Genomic DNA, 20,516 nt, shown 5'->3' on the forward strand with positions numbered 1-20,516 from the left:
AGTTTTCATGTGCGATCATCATCATGCTGCGCGGCATATCCTGTGTCGACAATGTGATCTGCTGGTGGCTTTGCCGCAGCTGGAGCATCGCCAGAAAGCTACGTGTCCGCGTTGCGGAACGACATTGACAACGTCATGGGACGCGCCCCGGCAGCGTCCCACAGCCTACGCGCTGGTCGCGTTGTTCATGCTGCTGCTGGCCAATCTGTTCCCCTTCATCTATATGAAGGTTGGGGGGATCAGCAGTGAAATCGAGCTGCTGGAAATTCCGAACGTGCTGTTTAGCGAGGATTACGCCAGCCTCGGTACCTTCTTTTTACTTTTCGTCCAGCTGGTGCCGGCTTTCTGCCTGGTCACCATACTGCTGCTGGTCAATCGGGTGAGCATGCCTTCCGGGCTAAAGGCGTTTCTGGCGCGGATCCTGTTTCACCTTAAAACCTGGGGGATGGCGGAAATCTTTCTCGCCGGGGTGCTGGTCAGCTTCGTTAAGCTGATGGCCTACGGCGATATCGGCATCGGCCTGAGCTTCGTTCCCTGGTGTATGTTCTGCCTGTTACAGCTGAGGACGTTCCAGTGCGTGGATCGCCGCTGGTTATGGGATGATATTGCACCAATGCCGGCGATTACACAGCCGCTGAAAGTCGGCGTCTCCGGCCTGCGTCAGGGGCTACGCTCGTGCTCATGCTGCACGGCGGTTTTGCCCGTCGATGAGGCCGTTTGTCCGCGCTGTCGGACAAGGGGAACCGCCCGGCGTAAAAACAGCCTGCAGTGGACGCTGGCGCTGTTGGTGACTTCGCTGATCCTCTATATGCCCGCCAATATTCTGCCGATCATGATTACCGACCTGCTGGGCGATAAAATGCCTTCCACGATTATGGCGGGGGTGATCCTGCTATGGAGCGAAGGATCGTATCCGGTGGCGATGGTGATCTTTATTGCCAGTATTATGGTGCCGACGTTAAAAATGATCGCCATTGGCTGGCTATGCTGGAACGCCAGCGGCAAGGGAGCGCGCGACTCGGAGCGCATGCATCTGATTTATGAAGTCGTCGAGTTTGTTGGCCGCTGGTCAATGATTGATGTGTTTGTTATCGCAGTCCTCTCCGCTCTGGTACGCATCGGTGGATTAATGAATATCTATCCGGCGATAGGAGCAGTGATGTTTGCGCTGGTCGTAGTAATGACAATGTTTTCGGCCATGACCTTTGACCCGCGTTTATTGTGGGATCGTGAGCCAGATTCAAGCCATGAGGAAAGACTGCAGCATGGAAAATAAGAGCGGAGAAGCGAAAGTGCAAAAGGTGAAGAACTGGTCACCGGTGTGGATCTTCCCGATAGTCACGGCGCTGATTGGCGCATGGATTCTCTTTTATCACTATAGCCACCAGGGGCCGGAAGTGACCCTGATAACCACTAACGCAGAAGGTATTGAAGGGGGCAAAACCCGGATAAAAAGCCGCAGCGTTGACGTCGGCGTGATTGAAAGCGCGACGCTCACGGACGACCTGACCCACGTGGAGATTAAAGCGCGGCTGAATTCAGGTATGGAAAAACTGCTGCACCAGGATTCGGTTTTTTGGGTGGTTAAACCGCAGGTCGGCCGTGAAGGGATTAGCGGTCTGGGAACGCTGTTATCCGGCGCCTATATCGAACTGCAGCCGGGTAGCAAAGGCTCTGTTCCTGCGCAGTATCCGCTGCTGGATTCACCGCCGCTGGCCTCCCCTGATGCTAAAGGTATTCGCATTCTGCTGGAAAGCAGCAAAGCGGGGCAGCTTTCACCCGGCGATCCGGTGCTTTTCCGCGGCTACCGCGTAGGTTCAGTTGAAACCAGCACCTTCGATGCGCAAAAACGCAATATTACCTATCAGCTGTTTATTAGCGCGCCTAACGATCGGCTGGTCACCAATAACGTGCGCTTCTGGAAAGATAGCGGTATTGCGGTGGATCTGACTGCTGCGGGTATGCGCGTTGAGATGGGATCGCTGTCGACGCTGTTTGGCGGCGGCGTCAGCTTTGATATTCCCGAAGGGCTACCGTTAGGTGAGCCGGTGGCGAATAAAACAGAATATCATCTGTTTGACGATCAACGCAGCATCCAGGATTCGGTGTTTACCCAGCATATTGACTACGTGATGTTCTTTAAAGATTCGATTCGCGGTTTGCAGCCCGGCGCGCCGGTTGAATTCCGCGGTATCCGTCTGGGGACCGTCGGCAAGGTGCCGTTCTTTATCCCAGGCCTGAAGCAGAACATCAACGACGATTACCGTATCCCGGTAGAAGTGCGAATTGAGCCGGAACGTCTGATCAATCAGTTAGGCGCCGATCCTGACATTCGTAAGCATATCGATGATCTAATGAATCGCGGGCTGCGCGGTTCGCTTAAAACCGGAAACCTGGTGACCGGTGCGCTGTATATCGATCTCGACTTCTACCCGAAAGCCCCTCCGCGCGGCAAGATGCAGGAGTTTGGCGGTTATCCGATTATTCCAACCGTGAGCGGTGGTCTGGCGCAGATCCAGCAGCGCCTGATGGACGCGCTGGATAAAATTAACAATCTGCCAATTAACCCGCTGCTGGAGCAGGCAACCAGTACGCTGGCGCAAAGTGAAAAAACGATGCAGCACGTACAGGCGACGCTGGACAGTCTGAACAAGATAACGTCAAGTCAGTCGATGCAGCAGCTACCGGGCGATATGCAGAATACGTTGCGCGAGCTTAATCGTAGTATGCAGGGCTTCCAGCCGGGATCTGCGGCATACAATAAGATGGTTGCGGATATGCAGCGTCTCGATCAGGTTCTTCGTGAACTGCAGCCGGTACTGAAAACGCTCAATGATAAGAGCAATGCGCTGGTATTTGAGGCGAAGGATAAAAAAGATCCGCAGCCGAAGGGAGCGAAATAATGAAGAAATGGCTAATAGCGGCGGCGGTATGCGCGCTGACGGCATGCAGCAGCGGCGGTGAGAGTAAAACTTACTATCAGCTTCCCGTGGCGCAGGGTGGCGCGCAAAGCGCCACCCACCAAAGCAAAAATTTGCTTTGGGTCGAGCAGGTGAGCATTCCGGATTATCTTGCCGGTAACGGGGTGGTCTATCAGACCACCGATGTTCAGTATGTGATTGCGAATAACAATCTGTGGGCGAGCCCGCTCGATCAACAGCTGAAAACGACGCTGGTGGCGAACCTTAGCAACCAGCTTCCGGGTTGGGTGGTTGCCTCTCAACCGCTGGGTAGCGAGCAGGATACGCTGAACGTGTCCGTCAGCGGTTTTCATGGCCGTTACGATGGCCGGGTCATCGTCAGCGGCGAGTGGCTGCTGAAGCATCAGGGGCAGTTGATTAAGCGGCCATTCCATATTGAGCTTAAGCAACAAGAGGATGGCTACGACGCGATGGTGAAAACGCTCGCTCAGGCCTGGACCCAGGAAGCGACGGCGATTGCCAGCGAGATTAACCGCTTGCCATAAGTAAAATTAATAAGAATAAAAGCCGCTGCGACAGTGAAAATCGCAGCGGCTTTTTTATTTGTCTCATCAGTTTGTTACTTGTGCTGGTTCACAGTTTTTGTACAAACGAAGTTTCATGTAGCTCACAAATATGACAATGGCGTGAATTTTGCGCATTGACGCTATCCCCGATTCGCGGTATTCGTTAACCGTGGTTGCGTATTTAGTGACCATTGTTTTCTTTTCCACCAGATCAAAGTATGAGGGAAACGAGGCATGAAGAGACAAAAACGAGATCGCCTGGAGCGGGCACATCAGCGTGGGTACCAGGCCGGTATTACCGGAAGGTCTAAGGAAATGTGTCCTTACCAGACCTTAAACCAAAGGTCTTATTGGCTAGGAGGCTGGCGAGAGGCCATGGAGGACAGGGTACAAATTGCCTGACTGTCTCTTTAAAAAGAAGCCTCCGCTGCGCGGGGGCTTCGCCTTTTCTAACGCGTGATGTTTATCAGAACGCGGAAGTGTCCTGGAACAGGCCCACTTTCAGATCGGTTGCGGTGTAAATCAAACGACCGTCAACCAGCACTTCTCCATCCGCCAGCCCCATAATCAAACGACGGTTTATCACGCGTTTGAAGTGAATACGGTAGGTCACTTTCTTCGCCGTTGGCAGTATCTGACCGGTGAGCTTCACTTCGCCCACGCCTAATGCACGTCCTTTACCTTCGCCGCCTAACCAGCCCAGGTAGAAGCCAACCAGCTGCCACATGGCATCCAGGCCCAGACAGCCCGGCATCACCGGGTCACCAATGAAATGGCAACCGAAGAACCACAGGTCCGGGTTAATATCGAGTTCTGCCTCAACATAACCTTTGTCATAGTTACCACCGGTTTCGGTCATTTTGATGACGCGGTCCATCATCAGCATACTTGGCGCCGGCAGCTGTGGGCCTTTGGCGCCAAAGAGTTCACCACGACCAGAGGCAAGAAGGTCTTCTTTTGTATAGGATTCGCGTTTATCTACCATGTTTTCAGTAAGCCTTATTTTGAGTTCGGGACGCAGGATAGCTAACACGTGTACGCTGAACAAGTCCGATCAGTTCGAACCTGAACCGCCTAACCAGCGTAGCGGCCACGGAAAGCGATGACGACTCTCTTGCTGTGTCGCCTGCGCAATTCGTTCCTGAATAGTTTGCCGTAACGTTTGTCCTTCTCCGTCCCAGAGTAGCTGGGTCAGAATGGGCAGCGCTTCCGTCACGTCATCGACTGCCCAGATAAAGAACTGCTCATCCGCAACGGCCTGTTGCAGTTCCTGCGCCAGGCTCAGGTGACGAACGTTGGCGGAGGGAATGATGACTCCCTGTTTACCGGTCAGCCCACGCTGCTGGCAAATAGCAAAGAAGCCCTCAATTTTCTCGTTAAGCCCGCCAACCGGCTGTACGCGACCAAACTGATCGACAGAACCGGTAATGGCGATGCTCTGATTAATCGGCACATTGGCCAGCGAGCTGATCAGCGCGCACAGCTCGGCCATGGAGGCGCTATCGCCATCCACTTCGCTGTAGGACTGCTCGAAGGTCAGAGAGGCGGTGAAGGGGAGCTGTTGTTCGAGCTCCAGCTCGGACATCAGAAACGCCTGCATGATCATCATGCCTTTTGCATGAATGTTGCCACCGAGCTCGGCCTTACGCTCAACGTCAATAAATTCGCCGTCGCCGATATGTACGACGCAGCTAATACGTGAAGGCTCGCCAAACGCACGCGGATGGCCCGGAAACTCAATGACGGAGAGTGCGTTGATTTGTCCGACGCATTCGCCTTCGGTCTCGATCAGGATTTGCTCCTGCAGTATTTCATCCTGGATGCGTTCAGCAAGGTAGCCTTCGCGCCACAAACGACGCTCCAGCATGGTTTGCATCTCTTCAGCGCTAATCTCTTCACCTTCACAGAACGCGGCGGCTTCGCGAAGCTGGCGAGCAATCCAGAGCACGCACAGCGGCAAGGTTTCCTGGTCGCCTGTATAACGCGCACCTTCCTGGATCAGCAGCGGCCAGGCGTTAGCTGACAGCCCCGGGAGTTCGAGCAGTTGAGCATTTTGCCAGACCCACTGGCACCACTGCTTCAGCGTATCGGCATCAGCGATTTGCAGATTATCTTCATATTCGCTGTAGATAGCCTGCGCAGAAAGCTCGGGTTCCATCTCCTGAAAATCAGCAAGAGATTCCCGCTCGCCGACCAGGATAACTTTCAAACTCAGGGGCATAGAGGGAATGCTGACCGGAAGAGGGCGAGACTCATCGAATGATAACCAGTCAAAACGCTGGCGGGTTACCATATTTTTCAGCCGCATCCACAGCAGGGGCTGTGCCAGTAAAGCACGGAGGGAGAGAATTAATACCCCGCCGTTAGCGCGATGGACCAGACCGGGTTGTAACGTGATTTCACCATTAAACTGGCGCACGCAGCCAAAAAGCTGCTCTGCTTCGATCCAGTCCGCGGCTTCAACCGGCGCAACGCTGGCGAAATTATCTTCAGTCGTTTGCGCAGGGGAGAGCGAGATTTTTCCGCCATCAACCTGATAGCGAACGCCACAGAGCGTTTGTGCCGGTTGGTGTAAAGTACGGGTTTCGTTAGCCAGCCACTGCAGGTACTCCGGCTCTTCCGGAATTTTAACCAGCATAAACGGCGAAATGGCTGGAGTGACCAGGAGCTGCTCCAGGCCATAGAAGAGTCGGGGTTGCAGTTCGCCTGAGAGGGATGCCTCTGCGTGAGCTAAGTCGGCTTGTGCAAACAGCGCCTGATAACTTTCCGTATCAGGAGCGAGGTCGTTTCGGGTAAGTTTCGTAATGGTCAAAGTCGCTGTTTTTTAGTCAGATGTAAAACGCGCGATTATACATTATGCGGCGTCCGAGCACACGAGGGATTGCGGTTGTCGCGGTGATAACGAATCTACCAACATCACGAAAGATCATTTATTCTCAGCACATCAGGAAAAAACTGATATCCTGAAATGAGTTACACGGTCACATTGAGATCGCAATGAAATATCAACAACTGGAAAATCTTGAAAGCGGCTGGAAATGGACTTATCTGGTAAAAAAGCACCGGGAAGGTGAGCTTATTACCCGCTACATTGAAGCCAGCGCTGCGCAAGCCGCCGTCGATTTATTACTGACGCTCGAAAATGAACCCGTGCTGGTGAATACCTGGATTGAGCAGCATATCAATCCGGCGCTGGTGAACCGCATGAAGCAGACTATCCGCGCCCGACGTAAGCGTCATTTTAACGCGGAGCATCAGCATACGCGTAAAAAGTCTATCGACCTGGAGTTCATGGTCTGGCAGCGTCTGGCAGGTCTGGCGCAAAGACGGGGTAAAACGCTGTCTGAAACCATTGTGCAGTTGATTGAGGATGCTGAGCATAAAGAGAAGTATGCCAGCAAGATGTCCAGCCTGAAGCATGATTTGCAGGTACTGTTAGGTAAAGAGTAGCGATGCAAGCATCGGGATATATCGGTGCGCTGCTGCTTTTTGATAGCGGAATTTAAGGTAAAAAAAACCCCGCATCGCGGGGTTTTTTATTAACGAGATAACTTAAGCCTGCGGCTGAGTTACAACGTCTTTGTAGCCTTTAACTTCGATTTCTACGCGACGGTCCGGCGCCAGGCAGTCGATCAGAGCTGCGCGAGCTTTCACGTTGTCACAGGTGTTGCCAGTAACCGGGTTGGATTCGCCCATACCGCGAGCAGAGATTTTGCTAGCCGGGATACCTTTGGATACCAGGTAATCAACAACGGACTGAGCACGTTTCTCAGACAGCTGCTGGTTGTAGGCATCAGAACCGATACGGTCGGTGTAGCCCAGAACAACTGCGGAACCGTCTTTCGGATCCATGTTGCTCAGCTGGGTGTACAGCTGATCCAGAGCCTGCTGGCCTTCTGGTTTCAGAGTAGATTTGTTGAAGTTGAACAGAACGTCAGACTTCAGGGTGAAGTGCTTGGTAGTCACTTCTGGAGCCGGAGCCGGCGCCGGAGCTACAACCGGAGCAACGTCGTCCTGACCGAAGCGGTAGGATACGCCCAGGCTCAGCATGCCGTTATCAGGACGGGTACCAACGGTGCCAGCGTCGCCGATGTTGTTAACCCACTGGTATTCCAGACGGGTTGCGATGTCACGAGTAACAGCCCACTCTAAGCCGCCCGCGAATACCGGGGAGACGCCAGTGTCGTGTTCGCTACGGGAAACGCCAGTAGAAGCGTAGTTACCTTTGGAGTCAGCGCGCCAAACCATACCACCCAGACGGGTATAGATATCCAGATCGTCAGTGATCGGGTAACCCAGTTTAGCAGTCAGCTGAACGCCCTGAGCTTTGAAAGCGCCGTTGTCAACGCTGCCTTTGTAAGCCATACGGCCCAGCCAGTCGTAACCCATTTCAAAACCGAGGTACGGGTTAACCTGGTAACCACCAAACGCACCAGCACCCAGCTGATCGTTACGGGTCGGGCCGTTGTTGCCCTGGAAACCGTTACCGTAGAAACCGGTGTCGTGATACTGGGACCAGCCCAGTTTAGCACCTGCGTACCAGGTGTTATCTTTCGGAGCGGCCTGCGCTACGGTAGCGAAGCCAGCCAGTGCCACTGCAATCGCGATAGCTGTCTTTTTCATTTTTTGCGCCTCATTATCATCCAAAATTCGCCATGAAGGTTCAGAAGACCTCACGGTTAAATCCTTCACCCGGGGCGTGACTTGTTGTTAACTATGCTGATACATGCAGCGTAAGCCGATCACCCCTGGCGATGTAAAGTCTACAACTTAGTTCGAAACTTACAAGTGTGAACTCCGTCAGGCATATGAAAAAAAAGGGTTGTGTACGCTATGTTTAACAAATACGGTTGAACTTAATCGAGGCAAAAAAAGTCGCGAAGCCGCATCAGACAAGCATTTTAACAAAAATGCCGTTCCAGAAAGCCCATTTCACGCCAGGGCAAAAAAAATTCCAGGATTAATCCTAAACTCGGTTAATGATACAGGTTTGAGTGAATTTTTAGCCCAGAAAGTTGTCTGCCAGGCTGAGCGGTATTTCTTACCGGGCGCATGATAAAGCCCATCGCGTGACCCTCTTCTGCAGCGGCAACCAGGCGTTCATGTTCCTCAATGCTCAGTTCTTCTGATAGCCAGCCAATAACGACGCTATAATTTCCGGTGCGCAGTGAGCGAACCATGGATTCCAGGGTGTTAGCGGGGGAGAGCTGGCTGATCTGCATCACCTTCGACAGCGGCAAACCGGACGACTGCACCCATTCGCGGCTCAGCTTCTGTTGTGGCGTCAGCCAGAGCTGCCAGCGCGATTGCTGGCCAAGCTGTTGTAATAAAGGAAGCAATAGCAGCTGCGTCATCATGGGCTGGTCTTCTCGATAGACTATTTCACTGATCAGCCCATTAGCTGGCTGTTCGGCAGCGTCATGAGAGAGACGACGTACTGAAGTAGAAGTCAGTGGTGAACGATTTGCGTGAGCTGATGTAAACATAGTCTATCCCGCCTGTGGGTTACTGTATGCATATACAGTATATGCGGCCGGGTGAAAGATCAACCCTATTTTCTCTGTTGCTGGATGAAATTTGTACGTCACCGGGAGTGAACCCGAACCGGTCGCATCGGATGTCCGCGCGTACACAATGTGAATTCATGGTTGTCGCGCTTTCTTGCTGGCTAAATTCTTCTCATAAATGATGGCATTAACGCTCTATGAGCGAACAGGGATGCCCTGCTCTCTGTATGCTACTGTGATGAATATTAATTAAGCATTTTATCTTTCCCGGATTTAACTTCATCAAAAGACTATTTTCTGAAAGCGGCTCGCAAAAAAACACGCCGATTAAAATGAATAGATAATTCATGTTGCCGCATGAAGGGAAGTCACTTATTTTCTCTTTTAACGGATCCGTTAGCACATTTATGTCTTATTTACATGATTAACAAAGGAATAATCATGAAGAAAGTTATATGTCTTAGGATCCATCAGTTTCGGGCATGTTTGTCTCCATTAGGAAAAATAAGCTGTCGGCCCTTATTTGGTGGCTATAGTCTGGCGATAGATAATACCGTGTTTGCCATGATGGCTGAGGGGGAAATCTATCTTCGGGTTTGCGAGCAGAGCGCGGAGTACCGCGTGGCGCATAAAAACCCGCTGTTGAAGATGCAGAAGAATGGTCGTCTGGTCGCGCTGAAGTATTATCATATAGATGAGGAACTTTGGCGCGATAGCAAAATGCTTTTTCATTTATCGGCGCTGTCATTACAGAGCGCGCGTCATGAAAAACATCGGCAGCGACATTCCGGAAGATTAAAAAATTTGCCAAATATCAGTTTTCATATGGAGCTACAGTTGATTAATTCAGGCATTACGGATGAATTAATGCTGCGTAAGATTGGGGCCAAAGAAGCCTGGTTGAGGTTACGAAAAATAAATAAAGCGCTAACGGTGAATATTCTTTATTCCTTACAGGGGGCTATTGAAGGCGTCCATGCGGCCACGCTCCCGACGCAGCAGCGTCAGGAGCTTGAGACGTGGGCAACGGAACAAATGCGGGAGAGTGAGAGCTATTCGGGTTGAATCTCAACCTGTTGCTGTAGCCGGCAAATCTCTGGCAGCAGCGCCAGTAGCAGCCCGATTTGTTGAAGCACTAACGGCTCTTTGCTATCGGCACGAGGGTCAAGATGCTGTATCCGGGTTTGCAGGCTTGTTAACGCTTGCTGTACCCGCTGTTCATCGGCCGGTGAGTGGTGCAGCGCGTCATCAACATAACAAACGGCATCGTCCAGCAGCGCCAGGATATCTGGCGTTGTCAGCTTTTCCCTGTGCGCGCCCAGGGCGGAGATATAGCTGGTAAAAGTGTGGTTCAGGCATAACAACCGAAAAGCGGTTTCCCGCATTTGCGAGCCCGCTCTGGGTTCCGTTGATAAGTTTGATACAACGGATGCCAGCTCACCGTCCCTGCTGTGCGCCGCTCTTCGCGCAATACGATAGGCAAGACGGTTGTCGCGCCCCTGATGATATTGCTCGAGTATGGCATCTAAATATCGGCAGTTGGCATTGATTGCTTGTTCAAGTACTCGGGGCAGGTTGCGGAACTTCCAGTCTGGCCAAATAAAGCTGACTGCGGCCCAGGCGATAGCGCAGCCGATCAGCGTATCAAATATACGCGGTAGGGCGACTTCGAAACCTTCCCCCAGGAGGTTAAAGCACAGCAAAACCAGGAGGGTAATGAACATGGTCGCATGGGCGTACTGCACATTACGGAATGCGAAGAACAGCACGCCGGTCAGGACAATTAAAAGCAGCTGGCCTTCGACGGAAGGGACGAGAAGCAGTACCGGCAGGCCAATCGCTACGCCGATGAGCGTACCGATTATCCTTAGCGCCAGCCGGTGACGAGTGGCGTTATAGTTGGGCTGGCATACGAACAGGCTGGTCAGCAATATCCAGTAACCGTGGTTCAGTCCGGTTAACTGGATAAATGCATAACCTGCGCACAGGACTAATGACATTCGGACCGCATGGCGAAACAGAGCTGACTCTGGGGTCATATTATTGCGCAGGCGCAGCCAGATATCGCTGAAACTGCCAGGTTGATCGTCGGCTAACAGGTTTTCCGTATTGTGACTGGACTGTACAGTCGTCTGGACGGATTCAATTGTCGCCAGCTGGGCGTCAATGGCGCGTAAGTTATTAAGCAAAAATCCCAACGCCTTAATCTGTTCTGCCGGCGCGCCGCTGGCTTTTACGCGATCGAGCGCGGCGTCAAGATGCATAAAAGCGCGCTCAAAGTGAGTATCATGAAGGTAGGGTTCGCGTAGCAGGATAGAACGAGACAGTTTCTGGCAGGCCTGCGCCTGCATTGACAGCATACGCTGGAAGCGGAACATCACGTCACTGTAGCGAAAATGATCGCGCAGCGTTTGGTATTGAATATGCGATGAGCTTGCGCGTTCGTGGATGTCCTGCGCCACGAAGTAATATTGCAAGGTGCGACGCGTTCCGCGCTGCCCGCGATCGCCGCGCAGGCGAGTCAGCAGGGAAACTTTGGTCTGATTCAGCGTGGCCACAAGCTGGCCATTGGCTATCGCCAGGTCATACAGCGGAGCCTGGCTTTCATCTTCAATATCCGGATCGAACAGGCGCGATTTAAGCTCCAGATAGCGAGCTAACTGCTCGTAGCTGCGTGCCAGATTGTCCTGAAGAGGGCGGATAGGGAAAATCAGATGTCCGGAGAGGGTAAGTAAGTTGTACCACACCGCGCCAGCCAGCAAAAACAGCGGCTGGAGATACCAGTGGCTGTAAAGCGTAACGCCCAGCATGGTATAGATGGCGATTAACAAAGCACCAAAGGCGATGGTGGCATAGCGTTGGCCCAGGCCGCCGAGCAAAATAAAACCGATTGTTGAAACGGTTAATCCCGCCGCAAATAACCACGGCCAGGGAAAAAGGAGTTCCACTGAGGCTGAAGCAATAAAAAAGCACACGAGGGTAATGGCCAGATTACGCAGACGTCCTGTCAGGCGGTCATCAAGGTCGGTCAGCGCCGCTGCCACCACCCCGAGTGTTAAAGGAATCGTGAGTTTTACTTCGCCAAGCCACCAGGGAAATGCGGTCGTGCCGCAGAGTGCGATAAATATCCTGATGTTATATAACCAGGCACTGTTCCATGTATAGCGGCGTAGCAGGGGGGTGAGCATTTCTCTATTCCATTCAATTACTGAAAGCGGCGACGCGCATTGGCTTCACGCGCGGCGCGAGCGGTCTCGACGGAGACGACTCGTCGGCCTACTGGCCATAAAGCAATAGCGGCGATTTTAAAATTGGCGATGCCAACCGGGATGCCAATGATAGTCAGGCATTGGGCGATACCACAAAAGATATGCATCAGACACAGCCACCAGCCAAAGAAAATAAACCATAAAATATTCAATAGTGTCCCACCCGCGTTTAGCAGGCTATTCTTTCCCTGAGGATCGAGTTCGTCGACATGAACGGCCTCATTCCCATAGGGAAAAAGAGAGAGTTTTGTTATCTCCCAGCAGGAGCGGGTGAGAGGCAGGGTAAAGATCAGCACAATGCTGACCAGCGTCGCCAGAAGCCAGCCGAGCGTGGTGGCGAATCCGCCAAGGATAAAGTTTAAAATATTCAGAACGGTACGCATAAACCCTCTGCTTAATACGGTGGATAATAAGGCACGGCCATTGTAGCGTTTTTTACGCTGGAGCACCCGGTCGCTGGCGGTTAAACTTAAAAACATCCAAACTGATTGAAATTCGACATTATATGGAACTTAGAGCGACAACATTGGGCAAGCGTATGGCTCAGCATCCTTATGACAGGGTGCAACTTCTTAATGCCGGAGTAAAGGTTTCCGGTGATAGCCATGAATATCTTATACCTTTCAATCAGTTATTATCAATTCATTGCAAGCGTGGGCTGGTTTGGGGGGAGCTGGAGTTTACCCTACCGGGCGAGAAAGTTGTGCGTTTGCATGGTACCGAATGGAGTGAAACCCAGCGTTTTTACCATCATCTGAACACGCTCTGGCAGCAGTGGAGCGCGGAAATGAGCGATATTGCCGCTGATGTACTTCGCCAGCAGCTGGCGGAAGTGGCGCGTTCCAGCGCGGAAGGTAAATGGTTGACGCGTCAGCAGGTAAGCGATATTCAGCGCAAAATACGCCATGCGCTGAGCGGATTACCTGTGCCGACAGTCCGTCTCGATGCTTTTGATAACTGCCGCGAGCTATGGCGGCAATGCCAGGGTTGGTTGAGTAATACGGAAAAAGCCAGGCTCGAGCATAACCAAACTTTTACGGAATCCATGCTGGAGCAATACCGCGGATTTTTTGCCGCAGTGGAATCATCGCCGTTGAATCCGGCTCAGGCACGCGCAGTCGTAAACGGCGAGCGTTCGTTATTAGTTCTGGCAGGTGCCGGAAGCGGTAAAACTTCCGTGTTAGTGGCGCGCGCAGGCTGGTTATTGACCCGTGGCGAAGCGGCGGCTGAGCAAATTCTGCTACTGGCGTTTGGTCGGCAAGCCGCGCAGGAGATGGATGAGCGCATCCGCGAGCGCCTGGGCACTGAAGAGATCTCGGCGCGTACTTTTCACTCCCTTGCCCTGCACATTATCCAGCAGGGCAGTAAAAAAGCCCCGACGATCAGCAAGCTGGAGAGCGACAGCGCTGCACGGCAAAAACTTTTAGTACAGAGCTGGCAGCAGCAGTGCCAGGAGAAAAAAGCGCAGGCGAAAGGCTGGCGATTGTGGCTGGAGGAGGAAATGGGCTGGCAGATCCCTGAAGGGGATTTCTGGCAGGACAAAAAGCTGCAGCGTCGTGTTGCCAGCCGCCTTGACCGCTGGGTTAGCTTGATGCGTATGCATGGCGGATCGCAGGCTGAGATGATTGCCGGGGCCCCTGAAGAGGTACGCGACCTTTTTGGCAAGCGCGTTAAGCTGATGGCCCCTCTGCTAAAAGCGTGGAAAACGGCGTTAAAAGATGAAAACGCCGTCGATTTCTCCGGCCTGATTCATCAGGCGATCAATATTCTGGATAAAGGGCGGTTCGTCAGCCCGTGGAAGCATATTCTGGTGGATGAGTTTCAGGATATCTCCCCGCAGCGGGCATCCCTACTCGCCGCGTTACGTCGGCAAAACACGCAGACGACGCTGTTTGCCGTTGGCGATGACTGGCAGGCTATCTACCGTTTCAGCGGTGCTCAGCTCTCTTTAACAACGGCCTTTAATCACTATTTTGGCGAAGGGGATTGCTGTGCGCTGGATACGACGTACCGATTTAATAGCCGGATAGGCGAGATCGCAAACGGGTTTATCCAGCAAAATCCGCACCAGTTAACGAAACCACTAAACAGCCTGGTCGCAGGGGACAAAAAAGCGGTGACGTTATTGGCGGAGGACAAACTCGACGATCTGCTTGATAAAATGAGCGGCTATGTCAAACGAGAGCAGCGGATTTTATTGCTGGCGCGCTATCATCATTTGAAGCCGGCGGCGCTGGAGAAAGCCGCCACGCGCTGGCCACATCTGCAGCTCGATTTTATGACTATTCATGCCAGCAAAGGACAACAAGCTGATTACGTCATAATTCTTGGCCTTCAGGAGGGGGATGATGCGTTTCCTGCACCGGCGCGTGAGTCGATTATGGAGCAGGCGCTCTTACCGCAGCCGGAGGATTTTCCCGATGCCGAAGAGAGGCGTTTGCTGTATGTCGCCATCACCCGCGCCCGCCTGCGCGTATGGCTGTTGTTTAATAAAGAGCAACCTTCGCCGTTTGTTGAAATGCTAGAGGCGCTGGATGTCCCGGTAGCAAGAAAGCCATGATGGCTGGCGGCGTGGCCGCCAGCGGGGCTTATTTCAGACGCTCTGCAAGGTAGCGCTGATAATCAGGGATCAGGATATCAACGGGGTCGCTGAAGTGCGGGGACTGGATAATAAAGTCGGCGGTTGAGACATTGGTGGCGACGGGAATATTCCATACCGTCGCCAAACGTAATAACGCTTTAACATCCGGGTCGTGCGGCACGGCATTTAGCGGATCCCAGAAAAAAATCAATACATCGATTTTACCTTCTGAAATCAGCGCACCCACCTGCTGGTCGCCGCCCATGGGACCACTCAGCATCGCATGCACCTCCAGCCCGGTTGCGCGTGACACCAGATTTCCGGTCGTTCCTGTCGCCGAGAGCGTGTGTTGCGCCAGCAATGGCTGGTGGCGCTCGACCCACTTCATCAGCATATCTTTACAGTGATCGTGAGCAACCAGCGCAATATGCTTGCGTGCTGGCAAGGTACGTGTTGTTAGTTCCATCATTTCATTCCACATTTTGGCCTGTAGACAGATTACTGGAAGTCACTGTTGCTGCAAGCGTCGGGATGAAAAAATTTGACGCATCTGCAGGTCAGGACTCATGCGGGTTCATCCGGATTAGCATACACTTGGGCTAAATAGCAGGAGGATGATGATGAAAGAAAACGATATCGCAGGTATTTTGACCTCGACACGGACTATCGCCCTGGTGGGGGCAAGTGACAAACCTGACCGCCCAAGCTATCGGGTGATGAAGTATCTTCTGGAGCAGGGGTATCACGTCATTCCCGTTTCCCCTAAGGTTGCGGGTACCACGCTGCTGGGGCAAAAAGGGTATGCCACGCTTGCTGACGTGCCGGAAAAAGTGGATATGGTCGATGTTTTCCGTAACTCAGAAGCGGCCTGGGGCGTCGCCCAGGAGGCAGTGGCTATCGGTGCGAAAACGCTATGGCTACAGTTGGGGGTAATCAATGAACAGGCGGCTGTTCTCGCCCGAGACGCCGGTCTAAACGTGGTGATGGATCGCTGTCCGGCGATAGAGATCCCGCGATTAGGATTAGCCCGTTAAACCTAAAACCCCGCCTGGCGGGGTTTTTTATTATCAATATTGATTAAGTTATTTATGGTCAATATTTTAATTAAAACTACATCGAAACGTTTCTTTATTTTAAAATAAAACCCATTGTCTTTGTGGATTTAACAGACATTGTCCAGGTTTTATCTCCCTTATTACTTAAAATTTCCTCGCGAGGATAATTTATTTTTTATAAATAAACCATAGAAAATACATGGGGAATCCTTATAAAATATTTTAAAGTTTAAAAAAATAATTGTTTTTTCTCATGTCATTTATATGACTAATATCACAGATATTTTTCGGGTAGCGTTAAAATGGAGGTTTGGTGATATAAGAAATGTATTATCCATGATTTTATCTTCATTGTAATAACCGTGAGCAATCATTTTTCTTATGGTCTCTATTAACATCTCAAAATGTAAGTTTATTATTTTAAGTTATTGTAATTTGAGTAATTTAATTTATTACAGAATGTGATTTGATTATTTTTCTTTCACCTTGCGGGACTCCGTTAAGTGGTATATCTAATAAGATGCATAATTAAGAATTATCTCATACCTCTGACTGCGTCTTCATCTCAAGGGTGCAACCTGATGAAAAATATAAATGTGACAGTGAAAGAAACTGGTGCTGAATACACCGTCGATGGCAATCAAGTTAATCTCAATACGCAGTCAGTGGTTCTCCTGCACGTCAAGCGTGAGGATATTCGTTCATATACCCGACAAGGTAATGATCTTGTTCTAAAACTCCAAAACGGTGACACCGTTACAATTAAAAACTTTTTCGTTGTGGATGAGCATGGACAGCACAGTGATTTAGTTCTTATGGATGATGAGACCGGCGCGCTATGGTGGCTAGAAGGTGCGGGTACTGATGGGGCACACTATTCGCTGATTAGCGATCTTTCAGAAGTCATCGCGACCGGTGGCGCGGGACAAAGTATTGCCGGTTGGGTCATGGCTGGCGCGGCTTTGCTGGGTATTGCGGCAATGTTCGCCGGCACCTCAAACAAAGACCACCACTCTTCGGTTTCTGAAAGCGATTCTGATGCTGACAGTGATTCAGACTCCGACAGTGATACGGATGCTGACAGCGATAGCGACTCTGATTCAGACAGTGATTCTGATTCAGATAGTGATTCCGATTCTGACAGTGATTCCGACTCGGATTCAGATTCAGATAGTGATTCGGATGCTGACAGCGACGCGGATAGTGATTCTGATGCTGACAGCGACTCCGATACTGATACCGAGCTACCTACCGCGGCACAGAACATAGCGGTCATTGACAATGCGGGCCCCATCACCGGTGTGCTCCATTCTGGAGATGTCACTGACGATACGACCCCGGAGATTAAAGGGACAGCAGAGGCTGGGGCCACGATAACGATTTATGACGGCGATACCAAACTAGGTTCTGTCGTCGCGGATGAAAATGGCAACTGGAGCTTCACGTTACCGGAGCTGAGCGAGGGTTCCCATAGCCTGAGCGCGACGGTGACGGACAAAGCCGGCAACGTCAGCGAGCGTTCGCCGGCGTTTGAACTGACCATCGATACCACTGCGCCGGCAGCCAGCATTCCGCAGGTAACCGACAATGTTGCAGAGCACACCGGCCAACTGCAGAGCGGGGATCTGACCAACGATGCGACGCCCACCCTGAACGGCACGGCGGAAGCGGGATCCACGGTGACGATCTATGACGGCGACACCGTGCTGGGCACAGTGGTTGCCGGCGAGGATGGACGCTGGAGCTTCACGCCAGCTAGTCTGGAGGAAGGCGCCCACAGCCTGAGCACTACGGTAACGGACAAAGCCGGGAACGTGAGCGAACGTTCGCCGGCCTTTGAACTGACGGTAGACACTATAGTGAACCCGGTTAGCGATCTGCAGGTCACTGATAATGCAGGAGAAGACACGGGTACACTGAACAGCGGTAGCGTGACGGATGATGATACACCAACCTTGAGCGGTACGGCGGAAGCAGGTGCCACGATCACAATTTATGACGGTGATACCGTACTGGGCACCGCGATTGCGGACGAGGACGGACGCTGGAGCTTTACTACTGACGCACTGGCTGAAGGATCCCATAGCCTGAGCACCACGGTGACCGATCTGGCCGGCAACGTCAGCGAACGATCCCCGATATTTATATTAACTGTCGATCTTAGCGATGATACCGACTCCGACAGCGACTCGGATTCAGACAGTGACTCCGACTCGGACAGCGATGCTGACTCTGACAGTGATTCCGATTCTGACAGCGACTCGGATTCGGACAGTGATTCGGATTCGGACAGTGATTCGGATTCGGACAGTGACTCCGACTCGGATTCTGACAGCGATTCGGACTCGGACAGCGATTCTGATAGTGACAGCGATTCGGACTCTGACAGCGACTCGGATTCTGACAGCGACTCCGACTCGGACAGCGATTCTGATAGTGACAGCGATTCGGACTCCGACAGCGACTCGGACTCTGACAGTGATTCGGATTCGGACAGCGACTCTGACTCGGACTCTGACTCCGACAGCGATTCGGACTCCGACAGTGACTCGGATTCTGACAGTGATTCCGACTCCGACAGCGATTCGGATTCGGACAGCGATTCTGACTCTGACAGTGACTCCGACTCGGACAGCGATGCTGACTCTGACAGCGACTCGGATTCTGACAGCGACTCGGATTCTGACAGCGACTCGGATTCCGACAGTGACTCCGACTCGGACAGTGATTCCGACTCCGACAGCGATTCGGATTCTGACAGCGATTCCGATTCGGACAGCGACTCGGACTCTGACAGTGATTCCGACTCGGACAGCGATTCTGACTCCGACAGTGACTCCGACTCGGACAGCGATTCGGACTCTGACAGCGACTCCGATTCAGACAGTGATTCTGACTCTGACAGTGACTCCGATTCCGACAGTGACTCCGACTCTGACAGTGATTCGGACTCGGACAGCGATTCGGACTCCGACAGCGATTCCGATTCAGACAGTGATTCCGACTCTGACAGCGACTCGGATTCGGACAGTGATTCGGATAGTGACAGCGATTCCGACTCTGACAGCGACTCCGACTCCGACAGCGATTCGGATTCCGACAGCGACTCGGACTCGGACAGTGACGCGGATAGTGACAGCGACTCGGATTCAGATAGTGACTCCGACTCGGATTCTGACAGTGACTCGGACTCTGACAGCGATTCTGATAGTGACAGTGATTCCGACTCCGACAGTGATTCGGATTCGGACAGCGATTCCGATTCAGACAGTGATTCCGATTCAGACAGTGATTCCGACTCGGATTCCGACAGCGATTCGGACTCTGACAGTGACTCGGATTCTGATAGTGATTCGGATTCAGACAGCGACTCGGATTCAGACAGCTATGAATCGCCACGGGTTTAACAGACACCCCAGAGTCATTTAAGATGACTTAAAGAGAGGTGCCCATGAGCGGTAAGCGTTATCCTGAAGAGTTTAAAATTGAAGCAGTCAAACAGGTTGTTGATCGTGGTCATTCTGTTTCCAGCGTTGCAACTCGTCTCGATATCACCACCCACAGCCTTTACGCCTGGATAAAGAAGTACGGTCCGGATTCTTCCACTAATAATGAACAGTCAGATGCTCAGGCCGAGATCCGCCGACTCCAGAAGGAGTTAAAGCGGGTTACTGACGAACGGGATATATTAAAAAAAGCCGCGGCGTACTTCGCAAAGCTGTCCGACTGAGGTACGCCTTTATCCGTGACAACAATCGTTGCTGGCCTGTCCGTCTGCTCTGCCAGGTGCTGGATGTGCATCCGAGTGGGTTTTACGCCTGGCTTAAGCAGCCACATTCACGACGGTTTCATGCTGACCTGAAGCTGACGGGACATATTAAGCAGTTCTGGCTGGAGTCGGGCTGTGTTTATGGCTATCGCAAGATCTATCTCGATCTGCGGGATTCCGGGCAACAATGCGGTGTAAACAAAGTCTGGCGGTTGATGCAACGTGTGGGGATAAAGGCTCAGGTCGGATACCGAAGTCCACGGGCGCGTAAAGGTGAAGCCAGTATTGTGACGCCCAACAAGCTCCAGCGGCAGTTCAACCCGGAAGCACCGGATGAACGTTGGGTTACGGACATAACCTACATCCGAACCCACGAAGGCTGGTTGTATCTGGCCGTGGTGGTTGACCTGTTCTCCCGAAAAGTTATCGGCTGGTCAATGCAACCCCGAATGACAAAAGAGATTGTCCTGAACGCATTACTTATGGCGGTGTGGAGGCGTAATCCTCAAAAGCAGGTACTGGTTCACTCTGATCAGGGCAGTCAGTACACGAGCCATGAGTGGCAGTCGTTCCTGAAATCACACGCTCTGGAAGGCAGCATGAGCCGTCGCGGAAACTGCCACGACAATGCGGTTGCGGAAAGCTTTTTCCAGCTACTGAAGCGCGAACGGATTAAGAAAAAGATCTACGGAACTAGAGACGAAGCCAGAAGCGATATTTTTGATTACATCGAAATGTTTTATAACAGTAAGCGTCGGCATGGTTCGAGCGAGCAGATGCCACCAGTTGAATATGAAAACCTATATTATCAACGACTCAGAAGTGTCTAGGTTATCCGTGGCGATTCA

The 20,516-nt window shown here is 52.0% G+C and carries 17 protein-coding genes; 10 read left to right on the forward strand and 7 right to left on the reverse strand.

Annotation, left to right across the window (positions count from 1 at the left end; translation table 11 throughout):
* Positions 1-7: 7 nt before the first annotated feature.
* The 4 genes from pqiA to rmf all read left to right on the forward strand — a co-directional run bounded on the left by pqiA (position 8) and on the right by rmf (position 3,889).
* Positions 8-1,276 (forward strand): membrane integrity-associated transporter subunit PqiA, encoded by a 1,269-nt coding sequence (gene pqiA, locus F8562_RS05340; protein ID WP_014228659.1) that lies wholly within the window; start codon positions 8-10, stop codon positions 1,274-1,276.
* Entirely contained in the window at positions 1,266-2,903 is a 1,638-nt protein-coding gene (gene pqiB, locus F8562_RS05345; RefSeq protein WP_014228660.1) for an intermembrane transport protein PqiB, read from the forward strand. Before pqiA ends, pqiB begins: the two co-directional genes overlap by 11 nt.
* Positions 2,903-3,466, forward strand: coding sequence for a membrane integrity-associated transporter subunit PqiC (gene pqiC, locus F8562_RS05350; protein ID WP_014228661.1), 564 nt, complete (start codon positions 2,903-2,905; stop codon positions 3,464-3,466). The genes pqiB and pqiC overlap by 1 nt, the downstream gene beginning before the upstream one ends.
* A 255-nt stretch (positions 3,467-3,721) precedes the next feature.
* Positions 3,722-3,889 (forward strand): ribosome modulation factor, encoded by a 168-nt coding sequence (gene rmf, locus F8562_RS05355; RefSeq protein WP_004100764.1) that lies wholly within the window; start codon positions 3,722-3,724, stop codon positions 3,887-3,889.
* Positions 3,890-3,953: 64 nt separating this feature from the next.
* On the opposite strand, the gene fabA is transcribed toward rmf, so the two are convergent.
* Positions 3,954-4,472, reverse strand: a complete 519-nt coding sequence (fabA, locus tag F8562_RS05360) for a bifunctional 3-hydroxydecanoyl-ACP dehydratase/trans-2-decenoyl-ACP isomerase (RefSeq protein WP_004849514.1) — start codon at positions 4,470-4,472, stop codon at positions 3,954-3,956.
* A gap of 69 nt (positions 4,473-4,541) precedes the next feature.
* Positions 4,542-6,299, reverse strand: a complete 1,758-nt coding sequence (locus F8562_RS05365; protein WP_014228662.1) for an AAA family ATPase — start codon at positions 6,297-6,299, stop codon at positions 4,542-4,544.
* Between the two features lie 185 nt (positions 6,300-6,484).
* On the opposite strand from F8562_RS05365, the gene matP reads away from it, so the two are divergent.
* Entirely contained in the window at positions 6,485-6,937 is a 453-nt protein-coding gene (matP, locus tag F8562_RS05370) for a macrodomain Ter protein MatP (RefSeq protein WP_014228663.1), read from the forward strand.
* 102 nt (positions 6,938-7,039) lie between these two features.
* On the opposite strand, the gene ompA is transcribed toward matP, so the two are convergent.
* Together ompA and sulA are read right to left on the reverse strand one after the other, a co-directional pair.
* Entirely contained in the window at positions 7,040-8,110 is a 1,071-nt protein-coding gene (ompA, locus tag F8562_RS05375; RefSeq protein ID WP_004849520.1) for a porin OmpA, read from the reverse strand.
* A gap of 353 nt (positions 8,111-8,463) precedes the next feature.
* Positions 8,464-8,973 (reverse strand): SOS-induced cell division inhibitor SulA, encoded by a 510-nt coding sequence (gene sulA / locus F8562_RS05380; RefSeq protein WP_014228664.1) that lies wholly within the window; start codon positions 8,971-8,973, stop codon positions 8,464-8,466.
* Between the two features lie 462 nt (positions 8,974-9,435).
* Between sulA and F8562_RS05385 the strand changes: the two genes are divergently transcribed.
* Positions 9,436-10,059 carry a TfoX/Sxy family DNA transformation protein gene (locus F8562_RS05385; RefSeq protein WP_014228665.1) on the forward strand — a complete coding sequence of 208 codons (624 nt, stop codon included), beginning with the start codon at positions 9,436-9,438 and terminating at the stop codon, positions 10,057-10,059.
* Here F8562_RS05385 and yccS read toward each other — a convergent pair.
* Together yccS and F8562_RS05395 are read right to left on the reverse strand one after the other, a co-directional pair.
* Positions 10,047-12,182 carry a YccS family putative transporter gene (gene yccS, locus F8562_RS05390; RefSeq protein ID WP_014228666.1) on the reverse strand — a complete coding sequence of 712 codons (2,136 nt, stop codon included), beginning with the start codon at positions 12,180-12,182 and terminating at the stop codon, positions 10,047-10,049. The two genes, F8562_RS05385 and yccS, sit on opposite strands and share 13 nt — an antisense overlap.
* 17 nt (positions 12,183-12,199) lie before the next feature.
* Positions 12,200-12,646 carry a YccF domain-containing protein gene (locus F8562_RS05395; RefSeq protein WP_004849527.1) on the reverse strand — a complete coding sequence of 149 codons (447 nt, stop codon included), beginning with the start codon at positions 12,644-12,646 and terminating at the stop codon, positions 12,200-12,202.
* A 122-nt stretch (positions 12,647-12,768) separates the two neighbouring features.
* On the opposite strand from F8562_RS05395, the gene helD reads away from it, so the two are divergent.
* Positions 12,769-14,823 carry a DNA helicase IV gene (gene helD / locus F8562_RS05400; protein WP_014228667.1) on the forward strand — a complete coding sequence of 685 codons (2,055 nt, stop codon included), beginning with the start codon at positions 12,769-12,771 and terminating at the stop codon, positions 14,821-14,823.
* A gap of 28 nt (positions 14,824-14,851) precedes the next feature.
* Here helD and mgsA read toward each other — a convergent pair whose 3' ends face one another.
* A complete protein-coding gene (mgsA, locus tag F8562_RS05405) occupies positions 14,852-15,310 on the reverse strand; it encodes a methylglyoxal synthase (protein WP_014228668.1) in 459 nt (152 codons plus the stop codon).
* A 154-nt stretch (positions 15,311-15,464) separates the two neighbouring features.
* On the opposite strand from mgsA, the gene F8562_RS05410 reads away from it, so the two are divergent.
* The 3 genes from F8562_RS05410 (at position 15,465) to F8562_RS05420 (ending at position 20,498) form a co-directional block, all read left to right on the forward strand.
* Positions 15,465-15,878: a CoA-binding protein gene (locus F8562_RS05410; RefSeq protein WP_014228669.1), complete on the forward strand. Its 414-nt coding sequence runs from the start codon at positions 15,465-15,467 to the stop codon at positions 15,876-15,878.
* 602 nt (positions 15,879-16,480) lie between these two features.
* Entirely contained in the window at positions 16,481-19,306 is a 2,826-nt protein-coding gene (locus F8562_RS05415; RefSeq protein WP_224393885.1) for an Ig-like domain-containing protein, read from the forward strand.
* Positions 19,307-19,350: 44 nt separating this feature from the next.
* A protein-coding gene (locus F8562_RS05420; protein WP_094909581.1) for an IS3 family transposase occupies positions 19,351-20,498 on the forward strand; the annotation gives its coding sequence in 2 pieces (ribosomal slippage) (positions 19,351-19,588 and positions 19,588-20,498; 1,149 coding nt in all).
* The last annotated feature ends 18 nt before the right edge of the window (positions 20,499-20,516 follow it).

Source organism: Klebsiella sp. RCJ4 (genome assembly GCF_009025755.1).
GTDB classification, from domain to species: domain Bacteria; phylum Pseudomonadota; class Gammaproteobacteria; order Enterobacterales; family Enterobacteriaceae; genus Klebsiella; species Klebsiella michiganensis.

Bases quoted from the DNA above. Each gene is read 5' to 3' on its own strand.
- pqiA (WP_014228659.1), top strand. From the start codon at position 8: ATGTGCGATCATCATCATGCTGCGCGGCATATCCTGTGTCGACAATGT.
- sulA (WP_014228664.1), bottom strand. From the start codon at position 8,973: ATGTTTACATCAGCTCACGCAAATCGTTCACCACTGACTTCTACTTCA.
- F8562_RS05385 (WP_014228665.1), top strand. From the start codon at position 9,436: ATGAAGAAAGTTATATGTCTTAGGATCCATCAGTTTCGGGCATGTTTG.
- F8562_RS05410 (WP_014228669.1), top strand. From the start codon at position 15,465: ATGAAAGAAAACGATATCGCAGGTATTTTGACCTCGACACGGACTATC.
- helD (WP_014228667.1), top strand. From the start codon at position 12,769: ATGGAACTTAGAGCGACAACATTGGGCAAGCGTATGGCTCAGCATCCT.
- F8562_RS05395 (WP_004849527.1), bottom strand. From the start codon at position 12,646: ATGCGTACCGTTCTGAATATTTTAAACTTTATCCTTGGCGGATTCGCC.
- ompA (WP_004849520.1), bottom strand. From the start codon at position 8,110: ATGAAAAAGACAGCTATCGCGATTGCAGTGGCACTGGCTGGCTTCGCT.
- mgsA (WP_014228668.1), bottom strand. From the start codon at position 15,310: ATGGAACTAACAACACGTACCTTGCCAGCACGCAAGCATATTGCGCTG.
- pqiB (WP_014228660.1), top strand. From the start codon at position 1,266: ATGGAAAATAAGAGCGGAGAAGCGAAAGTGCAAAAGGTGAAGAACTGG.
- yccS (WP_014228666.1), bottom strand. From the start codon at position 12,182: ATGCTCACCCCCCTGCTACGCCGCTATACATGGAACAGTGCCTGGTTA.
- fabA (WP_004849514.1), bottom strand. From the start codon at position 4,472: ATGGTAGATAAACGCGAATCCTATACAAAAGAAGACCTTCTTGCCTCT.
- pqiC (WP_014228661.1), top strand. From the start codon at position 2,903: ATGAAGAAATGGCTAATAGCGGCGGCGGTATGCGCGCTGACGGCATGC.
- matP (WP_014228663.1), top strand. From the start codon at position 6,485: ATGAAATATCAACAACTGGAAAATCTTGAAAGCGGCTGGAAATGGACT.
- F8562_RS05415 (WP_224393885.1), top strand. From the start codon at position 16,481: ATGAAAAATATAAATGTGACAGTGAAAGAAACTGGTGCTGAATACACC.
- rmf (WP_004100764.1), top strand. From the start codon at position 3,722: ATGAAGAGACAAAAACGAGATCGCCTGGAGCGGGCACATCAGCGTGGG.